This window comes from Halorubrum kocurii JCM 14978 (assembly GCF_000337355.1).
GTDB classification, from domain to species: domain Archaea; phylum Halobacteriota; class Halobacteria; order Halobacteriales; family Haloferacaceae; genus Halorubrum; species Halorubrum kocurii.
This window is the reverse complement of sequence record NZ_AOJH01000064.1, coordinates 1-19419: the sequence shown is the minus strand read 5'-3', so window position 1 is coordinate 19419 and position 19419 is coordinate 1. Positions and strand designations below refer to the sequence as shown.

Genomic DNA, 19419 nt, shown 5'->3' with positions numbered 1-19419 from the left:
GTCGCGACCGTCGGTGTGACCGCCGCGCTCCCGGCCTCTCCGCCGCCGGACGCGAGCGGCGTCGCCCACACGATCGACTCGGTCGGAGGGGGCGAGTATCCAGCGACGGCGGAGCACGGACTCGCCGCGGACCGAATCCACCTCACGAGCCGATCGGTAGCACTCGACGGCGGGGGCGGAACCGCACGCGCGACGGTGCACGCGCCGCGGGTCACACCCGTCCCGTCGGGGAGGGAGGAAACGCCCGGAGGCGCCGGTCTCCGTCGGGTTTTGGATGGCGCCCCGGCGGACGCGGCGTTCAACGGCCCTGAGGAGTTCGCGGCGGCCGCCGAGCGCGCCCGGGCGAGCGACCACGAGTGGCGTCCTGCGCCGGAGCGACTGACCGTGAGACGGGTTCACTACGGGGAGGAACATGTCACGCTCGTCGGGTGAACGGTTCATCCGCGGTGAGGGACGCGAGAGCCGCGCCGCGGTCGAGCCGCTCGCCGCCCTCGTCGCCGTGCTCGCCGTTGGTGCGGCGCTCGGTCTGTACGTCGCCGCGCTCGACGACGCGGCACCGGACCGAGGGCGTCCGACCGCCGAGGCGACGCTCGACCGGGTCGAGCCCGCAGTGACGACGGGCGGCATCGTGGAGCCGGAGCGCCTCCGCGGGGTCGACGGGATCGGACCCGCCGCGACCGTCGTGATCGAGGCCGATGGCGAGACGTGGACGGCCAGCCCCGATGACGAAGCGCCAGCGCCGGGGGGCGATCGGCGCGCGGAGGCGGTCGCAGTCGCGGAGCGACCGGTAACGGTGGGCGTCGGCCCAGGACAGAACGTTCGCGGAACGCTTCGAGCGGTGGTGTACCGATGACGAGCACCGTACTCGACGTGACGGTGTTACTCCTTTGTGTCTCCGCGAGCGTCGTCGCACTCGGTGCGGTCGGTGGCGACCGCGGTCCGGCGGGAGCCGACGCGGCAGAGGTCGCCGATCTGATCGCGACGGAGACGGTGACGGTGACGTACGCTTCGGCCGAGGCGCCGAGCGGGACCCGGACGGTCCACGCGACGCGCGCCGAACTGCTAGCACTGGTTGCGGCCGGCGCCGATAGCGGCGGCGAGAAACAGTCGGCGGGAGAGGCGTTCGAATCGGAAGCCCTCGCGGCTGTCGAGCGGGCCATCGGGCCGCGGACGCGAATCGACGCGAGGGTACACGCGGAGACGGCAGAGCGACGCACGAACGGAAGCGAAGGCGGATCGGGGGCTCCTTCGCCCGACGCCGGAATTGGACCAACGCGCTGGTCGTCGAACGCGTCTGCGGCGCCGCTCCGATCGGAAGGATGGGAGTTCGGACCGAGCGGATCCGGAGGGGGACAAGATCCGATCGGAACGGGAGTCCCGTGGCGCGTCGAACGGCCGGAACGCGGCGAGGATCGCCCTGGGCCAGAAAGCTCGTCGGTCGAGCCGAAATCGCCGGACTCGATCGCCGTCGGACGCGAACCGCCGCGGGACGTCGACGTCTCGGTCGCGGTGGTCAGGCATCCGGCACCGGACGCGGAGGACGCCGCCGAGCCGGTGAGAATCGTGATCAGAAGGTGGTAAGCGTGCGAAGCCTATCGCCGGGAACGCGCGCGGCTGGAGACGGGACGCGGTGTCGATCGTTCACCGTCGACGAGCGAGCGAGAGTGCCGTTCGCGCTGATCGGCGTTCTCCTCTTGGTGACGAGTTCGACGTACGCCGCGGGGGTCGCGGATCAGGGGCTCATCGGCGAAGACCGAAGCGTGGAACGCGCCATCGAGCGCGTCGACGCCGATTCGACCGCCGCGCTCAGAGCTGCCGCGCGTCAAGCCGCACACGATGCGGCTGCGGAGCCAGTGACGCGAGCGCCGGACGGGCCGAGCGCTGGCGCGGAGGGCGGAGACGGAGCGACGGCGGTCAGAAACGGGTCGGCGTTCGAGGACGCGTTCCGGATCCGGCTCGCGATCGCCGGCGCCGAGGCGCTGACTGCCGTCGATGCCGAAGTCGGCGACGTGACGGCGACGACGTCGCTACCGGCGGTGGACGACCCGGACGAGGTAGCGGCGGCGCGCGACCGGGTCCACGTCAAGCCCGCCGCGAACGGGACGGCGACTCGCGTGACGTTCGAGGGCGTCGAAACGACTGCGGTGCGGAGCGGACGCACGCTCGTCGACCGAACAGAAGACAGGACCGTCGTGGTCNGACGCTCGCGGCGCACGAGCGGACGGAGCGGTTCGAGGAGCGGCTCGACAGAGGACCCGTCGAAGGGCCGGGGTTGGGCCGTCAGCTTACCGCGAGCCTCTACCCGATGACGTGGGCGCGCGGGTACGGGCAGTACGCGGGCGCACCGGTCGAAAACGTGCTCGCGAACCGCCACGTGGAGCTGTCGACGAACGCGGGGATCGTCCGGACGCAACGCGACGTGTTCGGCACGAGCGACCCGCAGGCTCGGGGTGGAGTGGCGCGTGCGACGGCGCGGACCGGAGTCACCGACCTCCTCAAACCGACGGGCGTCGACGAGGGGTCGTGGACCGAGGCAGTGCTCAACGCACCGACGCCGGAGGGAAGCGACGGCGCGAGAGAGGGAACCGACCCGAACGAGACCGACGCCGCGTTCGAGTCGGACGACGACCGGACGGATGAGCGAACGTCGGTTCCGGTCGGCCGCGCTGCTGACGAGGGAGCGAGGCGGGTCTACGACGGCCTGGACGCGATCATCGAGGACGCGTACCGGGTCCAAGCGAGCGTCGAAACGTCGACGACGCAAGTGGCAGACGGGGGGCGTCCGACGCCCCCGACCCCCTCCACATCGGAGGTCACGACGACCGAGGGCTGGGAGCGCGTCGACTTGACACGGACGGAACGGTCGCCGGAGGTCACTGGAACCGGCGTGCCCGCGGGCGTCCCGTCGGGTACGGTCGAACCCGGCGATCGCGTCTCGTTCGGCCTCGCCACCCGCGAGGCGACCATCGAGCGCGTCGCAGTCGCGGAGTGGAAACGGGTGACGGTCGAGCGCGGTCCGAACGGGAGCGTCGTCAACGAGACGGTTCACCGGGAGACGACGCGTGACGCGGTGACCGACCGCTACCGCGTACGGGTGTCGGTCTCGGGGGAGCACGCGCCCACCGGCGAAGCGCCCGACCGAGCCGCTGCGACGTTCGGTGCGGGCGACGCGAGCGACGGGCCGGACCTGCGCGACACGCCGGCGGCCGCCCGCGCTGATCTCGGTGTCGACACCGAACGCGGCGTCGACCGGATCGCAGAGGACGCGGTCGACGGCGGAGAGGTCCGCGAGCCGACGACCGTCGTCGGGTCGTACTCGTCCGACGATCGGGACGCCGTCGCGGCCGACGTAGCCGAGCTCGCGAGCGAGGTGCGCGACATCGAGACCGAGGCGTCGATGGAGGACGCGGCGGTCGGCGAGGCCGAGCCGTACGCCGACCTCGCCCACGCGCTCCGCGACCGACGCCCAGAGCTTGTCGACGCGCCAGAGACGTACGACGGCGCCGTCGATCGGGCCGGGACCGCCGCCCGCAGCGCGTACCTCGACGCCGTGATCGGCGAACTCGAAGCCGCCGCGGACGATCGCGAACGCGCGACTGACGGGTTTCTCGACCGAGTGAACGGCGCCTTTGACGGGCCCGACGTGGGCGACGCCCTCGCAAGCCGCGAGGCGGCCCGCGATCCCGGGACGTACGCGGTCGGCGAAGAGGGCCCCGGAGGAGAGGTGACGTTCGCGCCGAACGGCTCGCCGGGATACCTCCCGCGGACGACCGTGGACGGAGAGGCCGTTGACGGCGTAAACGGGACGACGACCCGACCGCTCGCGGTTCGAAACGTGAACTACGTCACCGTACCGTACGGGGAGGTGTCGAGCGGCGTCGTCGATCGGATCCTCGGTACCCAAGACACGGTTCGGGTCAGGACCGCCGGCCGGTCGCTTCTCCTGGCAAACGAAGCGCTGGCGACGGGCGACGATCCCGACCTGCGGGCGGACCGGGACGCCCTCGCCCGACAGGTGTCAGACTCGCTTGAGGAGGTGGACGTGGAGCTCGGAGCGACGCTCCGCACCCGGACCTCGCTCTCGCGGGACGAGCGGCACAGGGCGCTCGAAGAGGCCGCCGCGAGCTACGGTTCGACGGGTGAACGGGCCGTCGCCGTCGGCAACGGGTCCTATCCGGAGCGCGTCGCCGCCGAGGCCGCGACCGTGGGGTCGCTGTCGCGGGCGGCCGAAGAGGCGCTCGCAGCGAACCTCCGCGTCGCGACCCGGACCGCGGCCGGCAGGGAGACGGTCCGGGTCCCGACCCGGTTCGTCGACGGGACGACGAGCGGTGCGCGGGTGCTGCTCAGAGACCGGATCGAGAAAGCGATCGAAACGGAAGCGGTCCGGGCGGGCGACGCGGCCGCCGGCAAGGTGAGCGAGAAGGCGGCGGAGGAACTGGGCGACAAATGGTCGATGAAGCCCGCCCGCTCCGTCGGCGCGGGGCTCCCGGTCGCACCCGTGCCGGGGTACTGGATGACGACGGTGAACGCCTGGCGGGTGCAGGTCCGCGGGGAGTACCCGCGGTTCACGCTGCGCGCCGACGTGGGCGCGCCCGGAGAGCGCTTCGCGTATGTCCGGAGCGAGGGCGACGTGACCGTCGACGTCGGCGGGGAGACAGTGCAGCTGGGCGAGACGGAGCCGGTCGCGTTCGAGACAGAGACGGTGGTCGCCGTCGCGGTCCCGGCCGGCCCGCCCGGCGTCGGCGACGTGGACGGGACCCGCGACGAGCGGTCAGCGGGGTGGCCGTGTCCCGGGGCGATGGGGGAATCCCCCGCAAGCGGCGAGGGGACGTGTGCGGATCCGTGACCCGACCGCAGCCGTTTTGAGACGCCGCGACCGAGAGCGACCATGTTTCACGAGGTCGTCGCCGAGGGCGCAGCGGGAGCCGAAAGCGACACTGGCGAAGTGACCGCGGCGACGCTGCTCGCATCGTTTGAGACGCTGGTGAGCGAGGCGGTCGCGGAGGCCGGCCGCGATCGGATCGTCGAGGAGACCGGGATCGACGGGGAGAGTCTCGATGCCGCCGCCGGCGGCGAGATCGAGGGATTTCGGCTCGAAGACGGGGCCGCGATCCTCGCCGTTCCGGCCGACCGCGACGGCGACGCGGTCGTCGCCGAAGTCCGCGACTACCTGCTGATGGGAATGGCGACGGCGGTGCTCGACGTCGACACGATCGCCGCCGCGATCGACGCGGACCTCACGGGACAGGAGGTTCAGCAGGCGCTCGAGGGGCGCGCCCCGATGACGCTCGGCCAACTGGCCCAGATCATGGCGGTCATCGAGCGGCGGAAACGATGAGGGTCGTCATCGTCGGCTGCGGCTACGTCGGCCTCGAACTCGCTCGACAGCTGGCCGGCCGCGGTCACGCCGTGACAGGGGTTCGGCGGTCGGACGCCGGGCTGGACGCGATCGAGTCGGTCGGAGAGCCGATCGACGGTGACGGAGACGCCGACGGCGGCGCCGCTGAGGGAGAGGTGGACGCGGTCCGCGCGGACGCGACCGATCCGGCGACGCTCGACGCGCTCCCCGACGCGGACGCGGTCGTGTTCGCGGCCAGCTCGGGCGGTCGCGGCGCCGCGGCCGCCCGCGAGGTGTACGTCGACGGGCTCGGAAACGTGATCGAGGCGTACGGCTCGCGCACGGCGGCGCCGGACCGGTTGGTCTACACCTCGTCGACCGGCGTGTACGGCGACCACGACGGCGCGTGGGTCGGTGAGGAGACGCCGATAGAGCCCACGACCGAGAAGACGCGGGTCCTCGCGGAGGCGGAGCGGACAGCAGTGGAGACGGCGGCCGAGTTCGGGATCGACGGGACCGTCGCGCGTTTCGCCGGCCTGTACGGCCCGGACCGCTACCGACTCAGGCGCTACCTCGACGGCCCGGTGACGGCCGGCTACCTCAACATGATCCACCGAGACGACGCCGCCGGAGCGGTCTGCCACCTCCTCGAGTCGGACCGCGCCCGCGGAGAGGCCGTTCTCGTCGTCGACGACGAGCCGGTCGACAAGCACGCGTTCGCCGACTGGCTCGCCGACGCGTGCGGGGTCCCGCGGCCCGAAAAGCGGTCGAAGGCCGAGCGGATCGCGGAGGGCGACCTCTCCGCGGCGGCCGAACGGCGGATCCGGACCAGCAAGCGCTGTTCGAACGACCGGCTGCGGGGGCTCGGCTACGAGTTCGCGTATCCCACCTTCCGCGAGGGATACAGAGACGCGGTACGGGCGTTCAGAGCGGCGAACGAGCGAGCGTGAGCCATCCGTGACAGGTCGAACGGCCGGGGATCGACCCGTTGTCGGTGGGGCGAAACGGTAACGAACCTTGATGTACCGGGAGCGAGTCAACCGGGACGTATGCGGTCTCTGAGCGCGGTCGACGACCGACTCTCGCAGGCGGAAGCGATGACGAGAGAGAACCCAGAGCTCGTCGTCGGAGCCGCAGTCGTCGCGGTCGTCGTAATCGCGGGCGCGTACGTGCTNGCGCCATCAGAGATGTGTATAAGAGACAGGTTCCGCGCTCGCAGAACCCCGGGCGTCAGGTTCCGTCGCCTGTTGGCCGAACGCGACGAGATCGCGGTGCTGATGCATCCGAATCCGGATCCGGACGCGATGTCGGCGGCGCTCGGCGTCGCCTCGCTCGCGGAGCAGCTCGACGTCGACGCGACGGTCCAGTATCCCGGACAGATCCGCCATCAAGAGAACCGAGCGTTTCGCACGGTGCTCGACTTGGAGCTAGACCCGATCGAACACGTGAGCGATCTGGCCGCCGAGTCCGTCGTACTGGTCGATCACAACGAGCCGCGAGGCTTCGCCGGCGCCGACGGCGTGCTTCCGCTCGCGGTCGTCGACCATCATCCCGGCGACGGGGCCGGTGAGGCGTTCACCGACGTGCGGACCGATTACGGCGCGACGGCCTCCGTCATCGCCGAGTACTTCCAGCAGAACGACGCGACGCCGGTGCCGCCGGACAAGCACGCGAGCGAGACGGACAGCGACCTCACGCTTCCCACCGACACGGCGACCGGGCTCCTGTACGGGATTCTCACCGACACCAAACACCTCACGGTCGGTGCGAGCGAACCCGATTTCGCGGCCGCGGCGTACGTGTATCCCGGCGTCGATCAGGACCGGCTCGACCGGATCGCCAACCCGGCCGTCGACGCGGAGGTACTGGAGGTGAAGGCGCGGGCCATCGCGGGCCGTCGGGTCGAGGGGTCGTTCGCGGTCGCCGACGTCGGCGGGGTCAACAACGTCGACGCGATCCCCCAAGCGGCCGACGAGCTGATACAGCTAGAGGGGGTCAGCGCCGTCGTGGTCATCGGGGAACGCGACGGGACGGTCCACCTCTCCGGTCGGTCACGCGACGACCGCGTTCACATGGGCAACGCCATCGACTCGGTCCTGTCCGACCGCGACAACGGCAACGGCGGCGGGCACTCGCGGATGGGCGGCGGGACGGTCGGCCCGACGATCGACGCGACGACCGACGAGGGGCCGAAATCGGTGAACCGCGATGCGCTCGCCGACGACCTCTTCCGTGCGATGGCGGGGGACGTGTAAGCGGGAAGCGGTCATTCGGAGGAGAGCGTCGCGGGCCGAACCGGCCACCGGTATTTAAGTCGACGGCGGCGAAGCCACGGACATGAGCCCTGACCTCACGGATCGCGGCCTCCCCACCGACGACGGTTGGCGCGCGCTCGCCGGCGTCGGCGTCGGCTACGCGATCGCCACCGGACTGATCTTCGCGCTCTTCTTTTTGGCGCCGTACGTGGTCGTACGGGCGCTGTAGCGACTGGCGGGGAGACGGGGGACGGCAGAAAAACGGGGGAGACGAGCCGCGTCAGGCGAACGCCAGCGAGTCGTCGGCGCCGGTCTCGTCGTCCTGCTGGAGCTTCTCGTGAGCCCCGAGGAAGTCGTCGAGCGTGACCTCGGTGCGGTCTTCGCGGATCGCGAACATCCCGGCCTCGGTACAGATGGCCTTGATGTCGGCGCCGGAGGCCTCCGGGGTCATCTCGGCGAGCTCTTCGAAGTCGATGTCGCTCGCGAGGTTCATCTTCCGCGTGTGGATCTGGAAGATGATCTCTCGGCCCTCGGTGCCCGGCTTGGGGACCTCGATGAGCCGGTCGAAGCGGCCCGGGCGGAGGATAGCGGGGTCGAGCATGTCGAAGCGGTTGGTTGCGGCGATGATCCGCACCTCGCCGCGCTCGTCGAAGCCGTCCATCTCGGAGAGCAGCTGCATCATCGTCCGCTGGACCTCGGCGTCGCCCGATGTCTTCGAGTCCGTCCGCTTCGAGGCGATCGCGTCGATCTCGTCGATGAAGAGCACGGCGGGCTGGTTCTCGCGGGCGACCTCGAACAGGTCCCGGACCAGCTTCGCGCCCTCGCCGATGAACTTGTGGACGAGCTCGGAGCCGGCCATCTTGATGAACGTCGCGTCCGTCTCGTTGGCGACGGCCTTCGCGAGCATCGTCTTCCCGGTGCCCGGCGGCCCGTACAGCAGGACGCCGCTCGGCGGCGTGATGCCGACGTCCTCGAACATGTCGGGATGTTCGAGGGGCATCTCGACGGTCTCGCGGACCTCCTGCATCTGGTCTTCGAGCCCGCCGATGTCGGCGTAGGTGACGTCTGGGGAGTGCTCGACCTGCATCACGCGGGCGCGCACGTCCGTCTCCTTCTCCAGCTTCTTGACGACGGACAGGGAGTTGTTCACCGCGACTCGGTCGTCCGGGCTGAGCTTCTCCCGCATCTCGGCGGTGATCTCGGTGAGCGCCTCTTGGTTGTTCCCGTGCTGTTTAATGACGGCGCCGTCGGGCGTGATCTCCTGGACCGTCGCCACGAACAGCGGAGACTGCTTCAGCTTCTTGTTCTCGTGCGTGAGCCGCTCGAGCTTCTGTTGGTACTTGTTGTTCTCGGCGTTCGCGTCGAGGAGCTTGTCGCGCATCTCCTCGTTCTGCGACTCCAGCACGTCGAGCTCCTCTTGGAGGGACTCGATCTTCTCCTGTCTCGACGCCGACCCCTCGTAGGGCAGCTCGACGTCGTCGACGGTGTCTGTCATTGTGCGTAATAAAGCGTCTCGCGCGTAAGAGGTTTCGGGTGGGGGAGAGATAGCGCGACTCGGCGAATATAAATGTCCAACAGTAATTAAATAGGATAGTAAATATTATCTAACAGCATGAGATATGGAGAGGTACGCATGAGCACTACCGACGCCGTCGCCGCCGAGGAGGACGTCACCGATCGCTGGAGCGCCGTCCGAGACCTCCCGCCGAGCGCGAAGCTCGTCGCGAAGGTCCTCGATTACAACGACACGCTCACCCAGAGCGAACTCGCCGAGGAGACGCTCCTTCCGCCGCGAACCGTCAGGTACGCACTCTCGCGGTTGGAGGACGAGGGCGTCGTCGACTCCCGGTTCTCGTTCGCCGACGCTCGGAAGCGGCTGTACACGCTGTCGGTGTGAGGGAAGCGAGGACCGGACTCGGTCACCCGGCTCTCGCGCTCGCTCCGGTCCCCTCTTCCCCCTCGCGGAACGACTCCTTATGACCGATAGCGACCCACCCCGCCCATGGTCTCGACCGCCGCCGTCAAGCGGGCGCTCTCCGCGCTGGCGAGCCGTACCGACACCGCGACACGACCCTCCGGCACCGTGATCGACGAAGCCGAGGCCGCGCAGGTCGACCTCAGGCGAGCCGCAGGATTCGTCGACGCAGACGGACTGGACCGCCTCGACGAGGCGATCGCCGCCGCCGAGCGCGCGGGTGACGAGCGCGCCGCGGAGCGCGGACGCGAGGCGCGCGCGGCGTTCCGTCGGTTCCGCGAGGCGGCCGGCGGCGGCCCCAGCGATGACGGCGAGCGTGTCCGGTAACGCGACGGACCACTTTCACTCCGCCCCCGGAACCCCTAAACCCGATACCGGCCAAGACCCGGGCAGATGACACGGGTGATCCACACCGGCGACACCCACGTCGGGTACGCGCAGTACCACTCGCCGGTTCGACGACAGGACTTCCTCGACGCGTTCGCGGCCGTGATCGACGACGCGATCGAGGACGAGGTCGACGCGGTGGTCCACGCGGGCGACCTCTTCCACGACCGCCGGCCCGAGCTCGCCGACCTGATGGGGACGATCTCGATCCTCCGCCGACTCGACGACGCCGAGATTCCCTTCCTCGCCGTGGTCGGAAACCACGAGTCGACGCGGGGCGGCCAGTGGCTCGACCTGTTCGAGCGGCTGGGGCTCGCGACCCGGCTCGACGACGAGCCGACCGTCGTCGGCGACACCGCCTTCTACGGGCTCGACCACGTGCCCGTCTCCCGACGCGACGACCTCGACTACGCGTTCGCGAGCCACGGCGTCGACTACGCCGCCCTCGTCGCGCACGGCCTCTTCGAGCCGTTCGGCTACGCGGACTGGGACACGGAGGAGGTGCTCGCGGAGAGCACGGTCGAGTTCGACGCGATGCTCCTCGGCGACAACCACACCCCCGACGTCGCCGAGGTCGACGGCACGTGGGTCACGTATCCGGGGTCGACGGAGCGCGCGAGCGCGAGCGAGCGCGAGGGGCGCGGCTACAACCTCGTCACCTTCGACGCCGCCGGGGGCGACGACCGCGTCGAGATCCGACGGCGAGCGCTCGACACGCGCCCGTTCGTCTTCGTAGCGGCCGACCTCCGCGAGGGGGAGGGCGCGGCGCGGGTACGCGAGAAGGTCCGCCAGCACGACCTCGACGACGCCGTCGTCCTCGTCGACGTGACCGGCGAGGGCGACCCGGTCACGCCCGCGGCGATCGAGGAGTTCGCGACCGACGAGGGGGCGCTGATCGCTCGCGTGACCGACCGCCGCGAGGTGGAGACGGACGCTGAGGTCGACGTGAGCTTCGCCGACCCCGAAGACGCCGTCCGGGAGCGAGTCGAGGAGATGGGGCTGTCGGAGGCCGCCCTCGACATCGAGGAGGCGGTCCGCGCCGACACGGTTCCCGACGCGAACGTCCGAGAGACGGTGAAACGGCGGGTCGAAGAGCGGATCGACGAGCGCGCCGACGGGGCGGCCGGCGACGCCACCGACGAAGAACCGGCCGACGACGAACCGACCGAAGGGAAACCGACGGACCATGAAGCCGAAACCGCGGCGACAGGCGACGACGGAACCGACGACGCCAACGAAACCGACGACGCCAACGAAACCGACAACGAAACCGACGACGGAACCGACGGACAAGTCTCCATGGAGGACTACCTGTGAACTTCGACCGAGTCCGGCTCGCGAACTTCAAGCCGTACGGCGACGCCGACCTCCGGCTGACCGAGGGCGTCACGGTCATCCACGGGCTCAACGGCAGCGGGAAGTCCTCGCTGTTGGAGGCCTGTTTCTTCGCGCTCTACGGGTCGAAGGCGCTCGACGGCACCCTCGAAGACGTGATCACGAACGGCGAGGAAGAGACCGAGGTCGACCTGTGGTTCACCCACGACGGCGCTTCCTACCGCGTCGAGCGACGGCTCAAGCGGTACGACGGGCGGATCGACCACCAGTGCGCGCTCGAAGCGACTGACGGGAGCGACGTGACCCGCGACGGCGCGCGGGCGGTTCGGGAGTTCGTCACGGAGCTGCTCCGGATGGACGCCGAGGCGTTCGTCAACTGCGCGTACGTCCGGCAGGGCGAGGTGAACAAGCTGATCAACGCCACGCCGCGCGAGCGACAGGACACGATCGACGACCTGCTCCAGCTCGGGAAGCTCGAGGAGTACCGCGAGCGCGCCGGCGACGCGCGGCTCGGGGTCGAGGACGTGCTGGAGAACCGCCGCGGGCGGCTCGACCAGCTCGACGAGCAGATCGCGGCGAAAGAGGAGAAGGACCTTCACGACCGGCTCAACGCGCTCGAAAGCGATCTCTCGGAGGTCACAAGCGAGATCGACCGCTACGAGGACCAGCGGGAGCGGGCGGAGGGGACGCGCGAGGCCGCCGCGGAGACCCTGTCGACCCACGCGGAGAAGCGCGAGAAGCTGGAGGCGGTCGAGGCGGAGATAGACGAGATCGAGGAGACGATCCGGGCGACGGAACGCGAGCGCGACGAACACCGCGACGCGATCCGGGAGGCCCGCGAGCGGATCGGCGAGATCGAGGCGGCGGTCGACGACCGCCTCGACGACGCCGGGCTCGGCGCCGCGAGCGACGAGGCCATCGCCGAGCGCCGCGAGGAGCTCGACGACCGGGAGAGCGAGGTCCGCGAGGAGCTCGACGCCGAGCGGGTGAACGCCGAGGCGTTCCGCAATCAGGCGACGAACCTCGCCGGAAAGGCCGACGACCGCGCCGAACGCGCCGCGGAGATCGAGTCCGAGGCCGACGACCTCGCAGCCGAGGCCGAGACGGCCGCGGAGGAGGCCGACGAGCGCGAGTCGTCGGTGGAGGAGCTCCGCGAGGAGGCCGAGGGCCTGCGCGAGCAGTTCGCGGCCGTCGACGCCGACGTCGACCGCGACGAGGTCACCGACGAGCGCGACGCGCTGCGCGAGCGGCGCGGGGAGGTCCGCGAGCGGATCGCGGAGCTGTCGGCGGAGCTGAAGAACGCCCGCGAGCGCGTCGAGGAGGCCGAGGCCCTTCTCGCGGCGGGGAAGTGCCCGGAATGCGGCCAGCCGGTGGCGGACTCGCCGCACGCCAGCGGGATCGACGAGGACCGCGAGCGGGTGACCGAGCTGGAGACGGAGCGGGAGGCGGCCCGCGAGCGCGAGGCAGAGCTCGACCGGCGGGTCGCGGAGCTGGACGAGCTGTCGACCGCGGCGGACCGGCTGGACGAGATCGACGAGCGGATCGAGACCCTCGAAGAGCGGGCCGAGGAGAAGCGCGCGGAGGCGGAGCGCAAGCGGGAGGCGGCGGCGGAGAAGCGCGAGCGCGCCGCCGAGCTCCGCGAGGAGGCCGAGGAGACCCGCGAGGTCGCCGCCCGGAAGCGCGAGGAGGCCGAGGCGGCCGCGGAACGCGTGACGGCGCTCGATGACACCCTCTCGGCGGTCGACGACGCCCGGGAGGGGGTGGCCGCGATCGAGGAGCGGCGCTCGGCGATCGCCGACGCCGAAGACGAGATCGAGCGGCGCCGCGAGAAGCGGGAGCGCCTGAGCGAGGTGAACGACGAGCGGCGCGACCGGCTCGCCGACAAGCGCGAGCGGCGCGACGAGCTCGCCGACGCCGTCGACGAGGACGCGGTCGAGGCGGCGAGGGGGAAGAAGAAGCGGGCCGAGGAGTACCTCGAGAAGGTCGACGGGGAGCTCGATCGACTCGAGGAGCGTCGGACGGAGCTAGAGAACGCGATCGGCGGAGTCAACGGCGAGATCCGGGAGTTAGAGAACCTCCGCGAGGAGCGCGACGCGCTGGGCGCGACCGTCGAAACGCTGGAGGACATCCACGGAGAGACGAGCGAGCTGGAGGCGATGTACGGCGACCTCAGAGCGGAGCTCCGCCAGCGCAACGTCGCCGAGTTGGAGCGCACCCTCAACGAGACGTTCGAACTGGTGTACGGCAACGACGCCTACTCGCACATCGAGCTCGACGGCGAGTACGTCCTCACCGTCTACCAGAAGGACGGCGAACCGCTCGACCCGGAGCAGCTCTCGGGCGGCGAGCGCGCCCTGTTCAACCTCTCGCTGCGCTGTGCGATCTACCGGCTGCTCTCGGAGGGGATCGAGGGCGCGGCCCCGACCCCGCCGCTCATCCTCGACGAGCCGACCGTCTTCCTCGACTCGGGCCACGTCTCCCGGCTCGTCCGGCTCGTCGAGGAGATGCGCGGGTTCGGCGTGCGTCAGATCCTCATCGTCAGCCACGACGACGAGCTGGTGGGCGCGGCCGACGAGCTGGTGACGGTCGAGAAGGACCCGCGCTCGAATCGGTCGACGGTGCATCGGGAGGACGCCGCCGCGCTCGACGTCGCCGAGCTCGCAGACGACTGAGCGGGCGCTCCGTCGCGCGAGGCGTCTGATTACATGCTCGACATCGAGGCGCCGGAGGACCCCGCAGAGACATCGCGTCTCCACGGTGACGACGACCCAGGCTCCACAACCTACCCCGCCCCGTCGGCGCGCTCGCGAGGGAGGCGGCGGGTCGGCACCGTCCGCGGACCGGAGTTATAAACGGGTTACTCACCGCGTTCCGTCCCGCCCCGCAGCAGCTCCAGCGCGTCGGTCGCGACCGGCGTCGCCTCGTAGCCGCGCCGGCCCGCGACCTCGGCCTCGTCGATCAGGCCGGCCGCGCGGAACTCCGTGAGCGTGCCGTGGAGGTCGGACTCGCACATGTCGGCCGCGTCGAGGAGGTCAATCGCGGCGATCGGTCCCTCGTCGACGACCACCGCGAGGAGCCCGAGCGACCGGTCGTCGCGGACCGCTCCGAGCGTGCGACGGACCGGAGACGGCACGCCCGAGGCCGCGGTCGCGAGCGGCGACTCGCCGTCGACGACGCGGAGTTCGGCGTTGTCGACGTACCGCTCCTCGCCGGTGGCCGGGTCTCGGACCCGACTCGACTCGGCGGAGCGTTTCACGAGGAGGTACGTCTCGCCGGCCGCGTCACGAACCGTCTGCATGGATCGAGAAGAGCGGTCGCGGGGGCATTACGCTTCCGGGGGCTCCGCGTCGGGGTCCGACTCCTCGACGGCGGCTTCACCGTCGGGGTCTGACTCCGCCGCGTCCCGGGAGCGCTCCCACGCCCGGTACGTCTGGTAGGTCCGGACGCTCGCGAGGACTCCGGCGACGAACAGGACCGGACCGATCCGCGACCACCCCTCGAAGAACCACACCATCGGACCGAGCGCGACGAGGAGCACGGCCGCGTTGGCGTAGACGACGGCGACGACGAACGCGCGGAGGGTCCCCGAGTCGACGTCGCTCGCGCCCTCGAAATCGCCGCCGTCGTCGAACGTCTTCACCGAGGGCGCTTTGGGGATATCCGGTGTCATCTCCCGCTCGGCGTCGGAGCTCTCGCCGAAAGAGACCTCGCCCTCGTCGTCCTCGTCGAGACTGAACACACCCGACGTACGCGGGGACGCGGCAAAGGAGTTCCGTCCGGGCGCGAGCCGCGGCTCCGGAGCGGAATGAAGGAGAGGGGGGAATCGTCGTCAGGTCGCGTCGGCCAGCCGGACCGTTCGGCTCGCCTCGACCCACGCGAGGGGGTTCGCGGCGTCGAAAAGCACCACGTTCCCGTCGTCCTCGTACACCTCCACCTCGGCGTCGACCGCGGCGGAATCGGCCGTGCGAGCCGTCTGGGGTTCGGAACGTGGGTCCGAAGACATAGACCGTGGTATGCCGTCACACATTATATGCCTTTCCGTGTCGGGAGTCCTCGCCGCACCCGAAAGCCGAGCTTTTTAGCCGGGTGCGCCGAAGCACGGATATGACTCAGTCGGGGCTGTCTGACTTCTCGTCGGCCGGAGCGGCGGGCGACGAGCCGGGAGACGGCACGGAGGCCGAACGGGAGGATCTGGCCGCGCAGGAGGCGGCCGTCGTCGCCGGCGGCGGCCGCGGGCGCGTCAGCGACGTGGTCGACGTCGACGAGGCGAAGTTCCCGGAGTCGACCGGGACCGTCGAGCTGATGATCACCCAGATCGACTACGCCGTCGAAGGGTACGGGAGCGACGAGTACCCGGTCGTCCACGTGTTCGGCAGACGGCCGGTCGAGAACGGAGACGACGCCGTCGAACACCTCCGCGTGCTCGGCGTCGAACCGTACTTTTACGTGCCGACCGCGGACCTCGACCGCGACCCGGTCGAAGAGTACGACGTGGTGATCGGCACGCGCGAGGAGAATCCGAACGGCGAGCCGTACGAGAGCATCCGCGGCGAGCCGCTCACGCGGATCGTCACCCGGACGCCCCGGGACGTGGGGAACATCCGTGACGACTTCGAGACCAGCTTCGAGGCGGACATCCTCTTCCCGAACCGCTTCCTGATCGACAACGGACTCAACGGCGGCCTCCGCGTCGAGGAGCGGCGGCTCGACGACGGGGAGGGAACGATACAGGTCCACGAGGGCCACCTCGAACCCGCCGACGTCGAGGCCGACCTCCGGGTGAACACCTTCGACATCGAGGTCGACGACCGACGCGGCTTCCCCGAGGACGGCGAGGAGCCGATCATCTGTCTCACCAGCCACGACTCCTACGACGACGAGTACGTCGTCTGGCTCTACGACGCGCCGGAGGCCGAGATCCCGCCGCCCGAGGACCTCCCCGACTACGAGGGGATCGTCGGCGACGGCGAGGATCTCGACTTCAGGGTCCGCACGTTCGAGGCGGAGGCCGCGATGCTCGACGCGTTCGTCGAGTATCTCCAGGAAACCGACGCAGATCTTATGACCGGGTGGAATTTCGAAGATTTCGACGCGCCGTACCTTCTCGATCGGATGGAAGTGCTCGACGACGGGAGCCAGTACGACCTCTCCGTCGACCGGCTCTCCCGCATCGGCGAGGTGTGGCGCTCCGGCTGGGGCGGTCCCGACATCAAGGGCCGGGTCGTCTTCGACCTGCTGTACGCCTACAAGCGCACGATGTTCACCGAGTTGGAGTCGTACCGCCTCGACGCCGTCGGCGAGCGCGAGCTCGGCGTCGGCAAGGAGCGGTACACCGGGGACATCGGCGACCTCTGGGAGCAGGACCCCGAGCGCTTACTGGAGTACAGCATCCGCGACGTCGAGCTGTGCGTCGAGATCGACCGCAAGCAGGACGTGATCGCCTTCTGGGACGAGGTGCGCACCTTCGTCGGCTGCAAGATCGAGGACGCGCCGACTCCCGGCGACACCGTCGACATGTACGTCCTGCACAAGGCGTTCGGGAAGTTCGCGCTCCCGACGAAGGGCCAACAGGAGTCCGAGGAGTTCGAGGGCGGCGCCGTCTTCGACCCGATCACCGGCGTCAAGGAGATGGTGACGGTCCAGGACCTGAAGAGCCTCTACCCGATGTGCATGGTGACGATCAACGCCGGCCCGGAGACGAAGGTCGACCCCGCCGAGTACGACGGCGAGACGTACGTCGCGCCCAACGGAACGCACTTTCAGAAGGAGCCCGACGGGATCATGCGCGAGATGGTCGACGAGCTCCTCTCCGAGCGCGAGGAGAAGAAGGCGCTCCGCAACGACCACGATCCCGGGACCGAACCCTACGAGCAGTACGACCGACAGCAGGCTTCTGTAAAGGTTATTATGAATTCTTTATATGGGGTAACGGGATGGGATCGGTTCCGACTCTACGACAAAGAGGGCGCAGCAGCCGTCACAGCGACCGGTCGGGAGGTTATCGACTTCACCGAGGAGGCAGCCAACGAGCTAAACTATCAAGTTGCCTATGGTGACACTGATTCAGTTATGATTTCTTTATCTGACATGTCGAAGGAGGAGGCCATCGAGACCTCCTTCGAGATAGAGGACCACATCAACGAGCGGTACGACGACTTCGCGCGCGAGGGGCTGAACGCCGACGAGCACCGCTTCCAGATCGAGTTCGAGAAGCTCTATCGTCGGTTCTTCCAAGCGGGCAAGAAGAAGCGGTACGCCGGCCACATCATCTGGAAGGAGGGGAAAGACGTCGACGACATCGACATCACCGGCTTCGAGTACAAGCGCTCCGACATCGCACAGATTACGAAGGAGGTCCAGCAGAACGTCATCGAGACGATCGTCACGGGCGACGACATCGACGAGGACATGGAGGAGGTGAAGGCGTATCTCGTGGACGTCATCGCGCGCGTGCTCGACGGGAATGTGGACCTCGACGAGATCGGGATCCCCGGCGGGATCGGCAAGAAGCTGGACGCCTACGACACGCCGACCGCGCAGGTGCGCGGGGCGAAGTACGCCAACCTCATGCTCGGGACCAACTTCGGCAGCGGGTCGAAGCCGAAGCGGCTCTACATCGAGAAGGTTCATCCCGACTTCTGGCAGCGGATGGAAGAAGAGGTGGGACTCGACCCGCAGCGAGACCACCTGTACGGGGAGTTCAAACGCGATCCGGACGTGATCTGTTTCGAGTACGCCGACCAGGTCCCCGACGAGTTCGAGGTCGACTGGGAGAAAATGCTGGACAAGACCCTCAAAGGACCGATCGAGCGCGTTATCGAGGCGCTCGGCATGTCGTGGGAGGAGGTCAAAACCGGCCAAGAGCAGACCGGGCTCGGCTCCTTCATGTGAGTCGGGGCGGGACCGAAACCCGACTCTGAAAAGCAGATTTCGATCGGTGGGAAAAATTCTTGCCGATATCTAGATAATCTACAGGAAATGCGTAACCATTAACCCGCCAAGCCACCACTGTACGGACACGAGGCACGAGAATACATATGGCAACTCTCGAAATCAACGATCTTCACGCGCGAGTGGCGGAAGAGGACGGCGAACGCATTCTTCGCGGGGTCGACCTGACTGTCGAGTCCGGGGACATCCACGCGCTGATGGGCCCGAACGGCTCCGGGAAGTCGACGCTTGCGAAGGTCATCGCCGGCCACCCCGCGTACGAGGTCACCGGCGGCGAGGTCCTCCTCCATCTCGACGAGGAGGACGTCGCCGACATCGACGCCGAGCTCGACGACGAGGACTACCACTGGGAGCTGCTGGAGCTCGAACCGAACGAGCGCGCCGCGCTCGGGATCTTCCTCGGCTTCCAGTACCCGGCGGAGATCGAGGGCGTCACGATGACGAACTTCCTCCGGCAGGCGCTCAACGCCAAGGCGGACGAGCGCGAGGAGCTGTTCGAAGACGAGGAGGAGGCGGAAGCGGCCGACGCGGACGACGACGACGACGGGTACGACACCTCCCCGATGGAGGGTCCCGCGGACGACGGCGAAATCGGCGTCGCCGAGTTCCAGGAGATCCTCTCGGAGAAGATGGAGCTGCTCGACATGGACGAGAAGTTCATGCAGCGGTACCTCAACGCGGGCTTCTCCGGCGGCGAGAAGAAGCAGAACGAGGTGCTGCAGGCGGCGATGCTCGAGCCCGCGGTCGCGGTGCTCGACGAGATCGACTCCGGGCTGGACATCGACCGGCTGCAGGACGTCTCGAAGGGGATCAACGCGCTCCGCGACGAGCAGGGCACGGGCGTTCTCCAGATCACGCACTACCAGCGGATTCTCGACTACGTCGAGCCCGACCACGTTCACGTGATGCTCGACGGCAAGGTCGTCAAAAGCGGCGGCGCGGAACTCGCCGAGAAGCTCGAGGACGAGGGGTACGACTGGGTCCGCGAGGACGCGTTCGAGACGGCGTAACCGAATCCAGTCACGCGATACACGTAAATCAGGCAAGACGTAACACGAAATCATGAGTTCACAACAGGACGAACTGAAAGAGACAGACACCGAGGCCCGCTTCGAGTTCAAGAAGGAGGAGAAGTCCGCCTTCCAGACCGAAAAGGGCCTCACCGAGGAGACGGTCCG

17 protein-coding genes and 1 pseudogene are annotated in these 19419 nt (G+C 69.1%); 14 read left to right on the top strand and 4 right to left on the bottom strand.

Annotated features, from left to right (window positions below):
• From C468_RS10055 to C468_RS18615, 8 genes and pseudogenes are all read left to right on the top strand, one after another.
• Window positions 1–432 (top strand): DUF7283 family protein (locus tag C468_RS10055; protein WP_008848776.1); only part of this gene is annotated, 432 nt, incomplete at its 5' end.
• Window positions 413–853 carry a DUF7285 family protein gene (locus tag C468_RS10050; RefSeq protein WP_008848775.1) on the top strand — a complete coding sequence of 147 codons (441 nt, stop codon included), beginning with the start codon at window positions 413–415 and terminating at the stop codon, window positions 851–853. The genes C468_RS10055 and C468_RS10050, both read left to right, overlap by 20 nt.
• Window positions 850–1581 carry a DUF7284 family protein gene (locus C468_RS10045; protein ID WP_008848774.1) on the top strand — a complete coding sequence of 244 codons (732 nt, stop codon included), beginning with the start codon at window positions 850–852 and terminating at the stop codon, window positions 1579–1581. Before C468_RS10050 ends, C468_RS10045 begins: the two co-directional genes overlap by 4 nt.
• A pseudogene (locus tag C468_RS10040) lies at window positions 1575–4846 on the top strand (DUF7286 family protein). The gene C468_RS10045 and the pseudogene C468_RS10040 overlap by 7 nt, the downstream one beginning before the upstream one ends.
• Window positions 4847–4888: 42 nt before the next feature.
• A complete protein-coding gene (locus tag C468_RS10035; protein WP_008848773.1) occupies window positions 4889–5338 on the top strand; it encodes a DUF5791 family protein in 450 nt (149 codons plus the stop codon).
• Window positions 5335–6288 (top strand): SDR family oxidoreductase, encoded by a 954-nt coding sequence (locus C468_RS10030; RefSeq protein ID WP_008848772.1) that lies wholly within the window; start codon window positions 5335–5337, stop codon window positions 6286–6288. The genes C468_RS10035 and C468_RS10030 overlap by 4 nt, the downstream gene beginning before the upstream one ends.
• A 99-nt stretch (window positions 6289–6387) precedes the next feature.
• Window positions 6388–7593 (top strand): DHH family phosphoesterase, encoded by a 1206-nt coding sequence (locus tag C468_RS10025; RefSeq protein WP_008848771.1) that lies wholly within the window; start codon window positions 6388–6390, stop codon window positions 7591–7593.
• A gap of 82 nt (window positions 7594–7675) precedes the next feature.
• Window positions 7676–7822 carry a hypothetical protein gene (locus C468_RS18615; RefSeq protein ID WP_008848770.1) on the top strand — a complete coding sequence of 49 codons (147 nt, stop codon included), beginning with the start codon at window positions 7676–7678 and terminating at the stop codon, window positions 7820–7822.
• Window positions 7823–7873: 51 nt separating this feature from the next.
• Here C468_RS18615 and pan1 read toward each other — a convergent pair whose 3' ends face one another.
• The gene (pan1, locus tag C468_RS10020; protein ID WP_008848769.1) at window positions 7874–9088 is read right to left on the bottom strand and encodes a proteasome-activating nucleotidase Pan1; all 1215 of its coding nucleotides are present in this window, start codon (window positions 9086–9088) and stop codon (window positions 7874–7876) included.
• 138 nt (window positions 9089–9226) lie between these two features.
• Between pan1 and C468_RS10015 the strand changes: the two genes are divergently transcribed.
• The 4 genes from C468_RS10015 (at window position 9227) to rad50 (ending at window position 13962) form a co-directional block, all read left to right on the top strand.
• Window positions 9227–9490 carry a MarR family transcriptional regulator gene (locus C468_RS10015; protein WP_008848768.1) on the top strand — a complete coding sequence of 88 codons (264 nt, stop codon included), beginning with the start codon at window positions 9227–9229 and terminating at the stop codon, window positions 9488–9490.
• Between the two features lie 105 nt (window positions 9491–9595).
• On the top strand, window positions 9596–9895 hold the full coding sequence (locus C468_RS10010) for a hypothetical protein (protein ID WP_008848767.1): 300 nt from the start codon (window positions 9596–9598) through the stop codon (window positions 9893–9895).
• Window positions 9896–9961: 66 nt separating this feature from the next.
• Window positions 9962–11272, top strand: a complete 1311-nt coding sequence (gene mre11 / locus C468_RS10005) for a DNA double-strand break repair protein Mre11 (RefSeq protein ID WP_008848766.1) — start codon at window positions 9962–9964, stop codon at window positions 11270–11272.
• Window positions 11269–13962, top strand: a complete 2694-nt coding sequence (rad50, locus tag C468_RS10000) for a DNA double-strand break repair ATPase Rad50 (RefSeq protein ID WP_008848765.1) — start codon at window positions 11269–11271, stop codon at window positions 13960–13962. The genes mre11 and rad50 overlap by 4 nt, the downstream gene beginning before the upstream one ends.
• Window positions 13963–14147: 185 nt before the next feature.
• Here the strand turns inward: rad50 and C468_RS09995 are convergent, their stop codons facing one another.
• The 3 genes from C468_RS09995 to C468_RS18610 all read right to left on the bottom strand — a co-directional run bounded on the left by C468_RS09995 (window position 14148) and on the right by C468_RS18610 (window position 15293).
• Entirely contained in the window at window positions 14148–14588 is a 441-nt protein-coding gene (locus C468_RS09995) for a DUF7346 family protein (protein ID WP_008848764.1), read from the bottom strand.
• 27 nt (window positions 14589–14615) lie between these two features.
• Window positions 14616–15029: a DUF7322 domain-containing protein gene (locus tag C468_RS09990; protein ID WP_008848763.1), complete on the bottom strand. Its 414-nt coding sequence runs from the start codon at window positions 15027–15029 to the stop codon at window positions 14616–14618.
• Between the two features lie 90 nt (window positions 15030–15119).
• Complete coding sequence (locus C468_RS18610) at window positions 15120–15293, bottom strand: DUF7331 family protein (protein WP_008848762.1); 174 nt, start codon at window positions 15291–15293, stop codon at window positions 15120–15122.
• 101 nt (window positions 15294–15394) lie between these two features.
• Between C468_RS18610 and C468_RS09985 the strand changes: the two genes are divergently transcribed.
• Both C468_RS09985 and C468_RS09980 read left to right on the top strand, forming a co-directional pair.
• A complete protein-coding gene (locus C468_RS09985) occupies window positions 15395–18181 on the top strand; it encodes a DNA-directed DNA polymerase (protein ID WP_008848761.1) in 2787 nt (928 codons plus the stop codon).
• Between the two features lie 146 nt (window positions 18182–18327).
• The gene (locus C468_RS09980) at window positions 18328–19251 is read left to right on the top strand and encodes an ABC transporter ATP-binding protein (RefSeq protein ID WP_008848760.1); all 924 of its coding nucleotides are present in this window, start codon (window positions 18328–18330) and stop codon (window positions 19249–19251) included.
• Window positions 19252–19419 lie beyond the last annotated feature (168 nt).

Coding starts and splice junctions, on each gene's coding strand:
- C468_RS10030 (WP_008848772.1), top strand. CDS start 5,335: ATGAGGGTCGTCATCGTCGGCTGCGGCTACGTCGGCCTCGAACTCGCT.
- C468_RS10010 (WP_008848767.1), top strand. CDS start 9,596: ATGGTCTCGACCGCCGCCGTCAAGCGGGCGCTCTCCGCGCTGGCGAGC.
- C468_RS09980 (WP_008848760.1), top strand. CDS start 18,328: ATGGCAACTCTCGAAATCAACGATCTTCACGCGCGAGTGGCGGAAGAG.
- C468_RS10035 (WP_008848773.1), top strand. CDS start 4,889: ATGTTTCACGAGGTCGTCGCCGAGGGCGCAGCGGGAGCCGAAAGCGAC.
- C468_RS10015 (WP_008848768.1), top strand. CDS start 9,227: ATGAGCACTACCGACGCCGTCGCCGCCGAGGAGGACGTCACCGATCGC.
- C468_RS10045 (WP_008848774.1), top strand. CDS start 850: ATGACGAGCACCGTACTCGACGTGACGGTGTTACTCCTTTGTGTCTCC.
- C468_RS10050 (WP_008848775.1), top strand. CDS start 413: ATGTCACGCTCGTCGGGTGAACGGTTCATCCGCGGTGAGGGACGCGAG.
- C468_RS09985 (WP_008848761.1), top strand. CDS start 15,395: ATGACTCAGTCGGGGCTGTCTGACTTCTCGTCGGCCGGAGCGGCGGGC.
- pan1 (WP_008848769.1), bottom strand. CDS start 9,088: ATGACAGACACCGTCGACGACGTCGAGCTGCCCTACGAGGGGTCGGCG.
- C468_RS18615 (WP_008848770.1), top strand. CDS start 7,676: ATGAGCCCTGACCTCACGGATCGCGGCCTCCCCACCGACGACGGTTGG.
- C468_RS18610 (WP_008848762.1), bottom strand. CDS start 15,293: ATGTCTTCGGACCCACGTTCCGAACCCCAGACGGCTCGCACGGCCGAT.
- C468_RS09995 (WP_008848764.1), bottom strand. CDS start 14,588: ATGCAGACGGTTCGTGACGCGGCCGGCGAGACGTACCTCCTCGTGAAA.
- mre11 (WP_008848766.1), top strand. CDS start 9,962: ATGACACGGGTGATCCACACCGGCGACACCCACGTCGGGTACGCGCAG.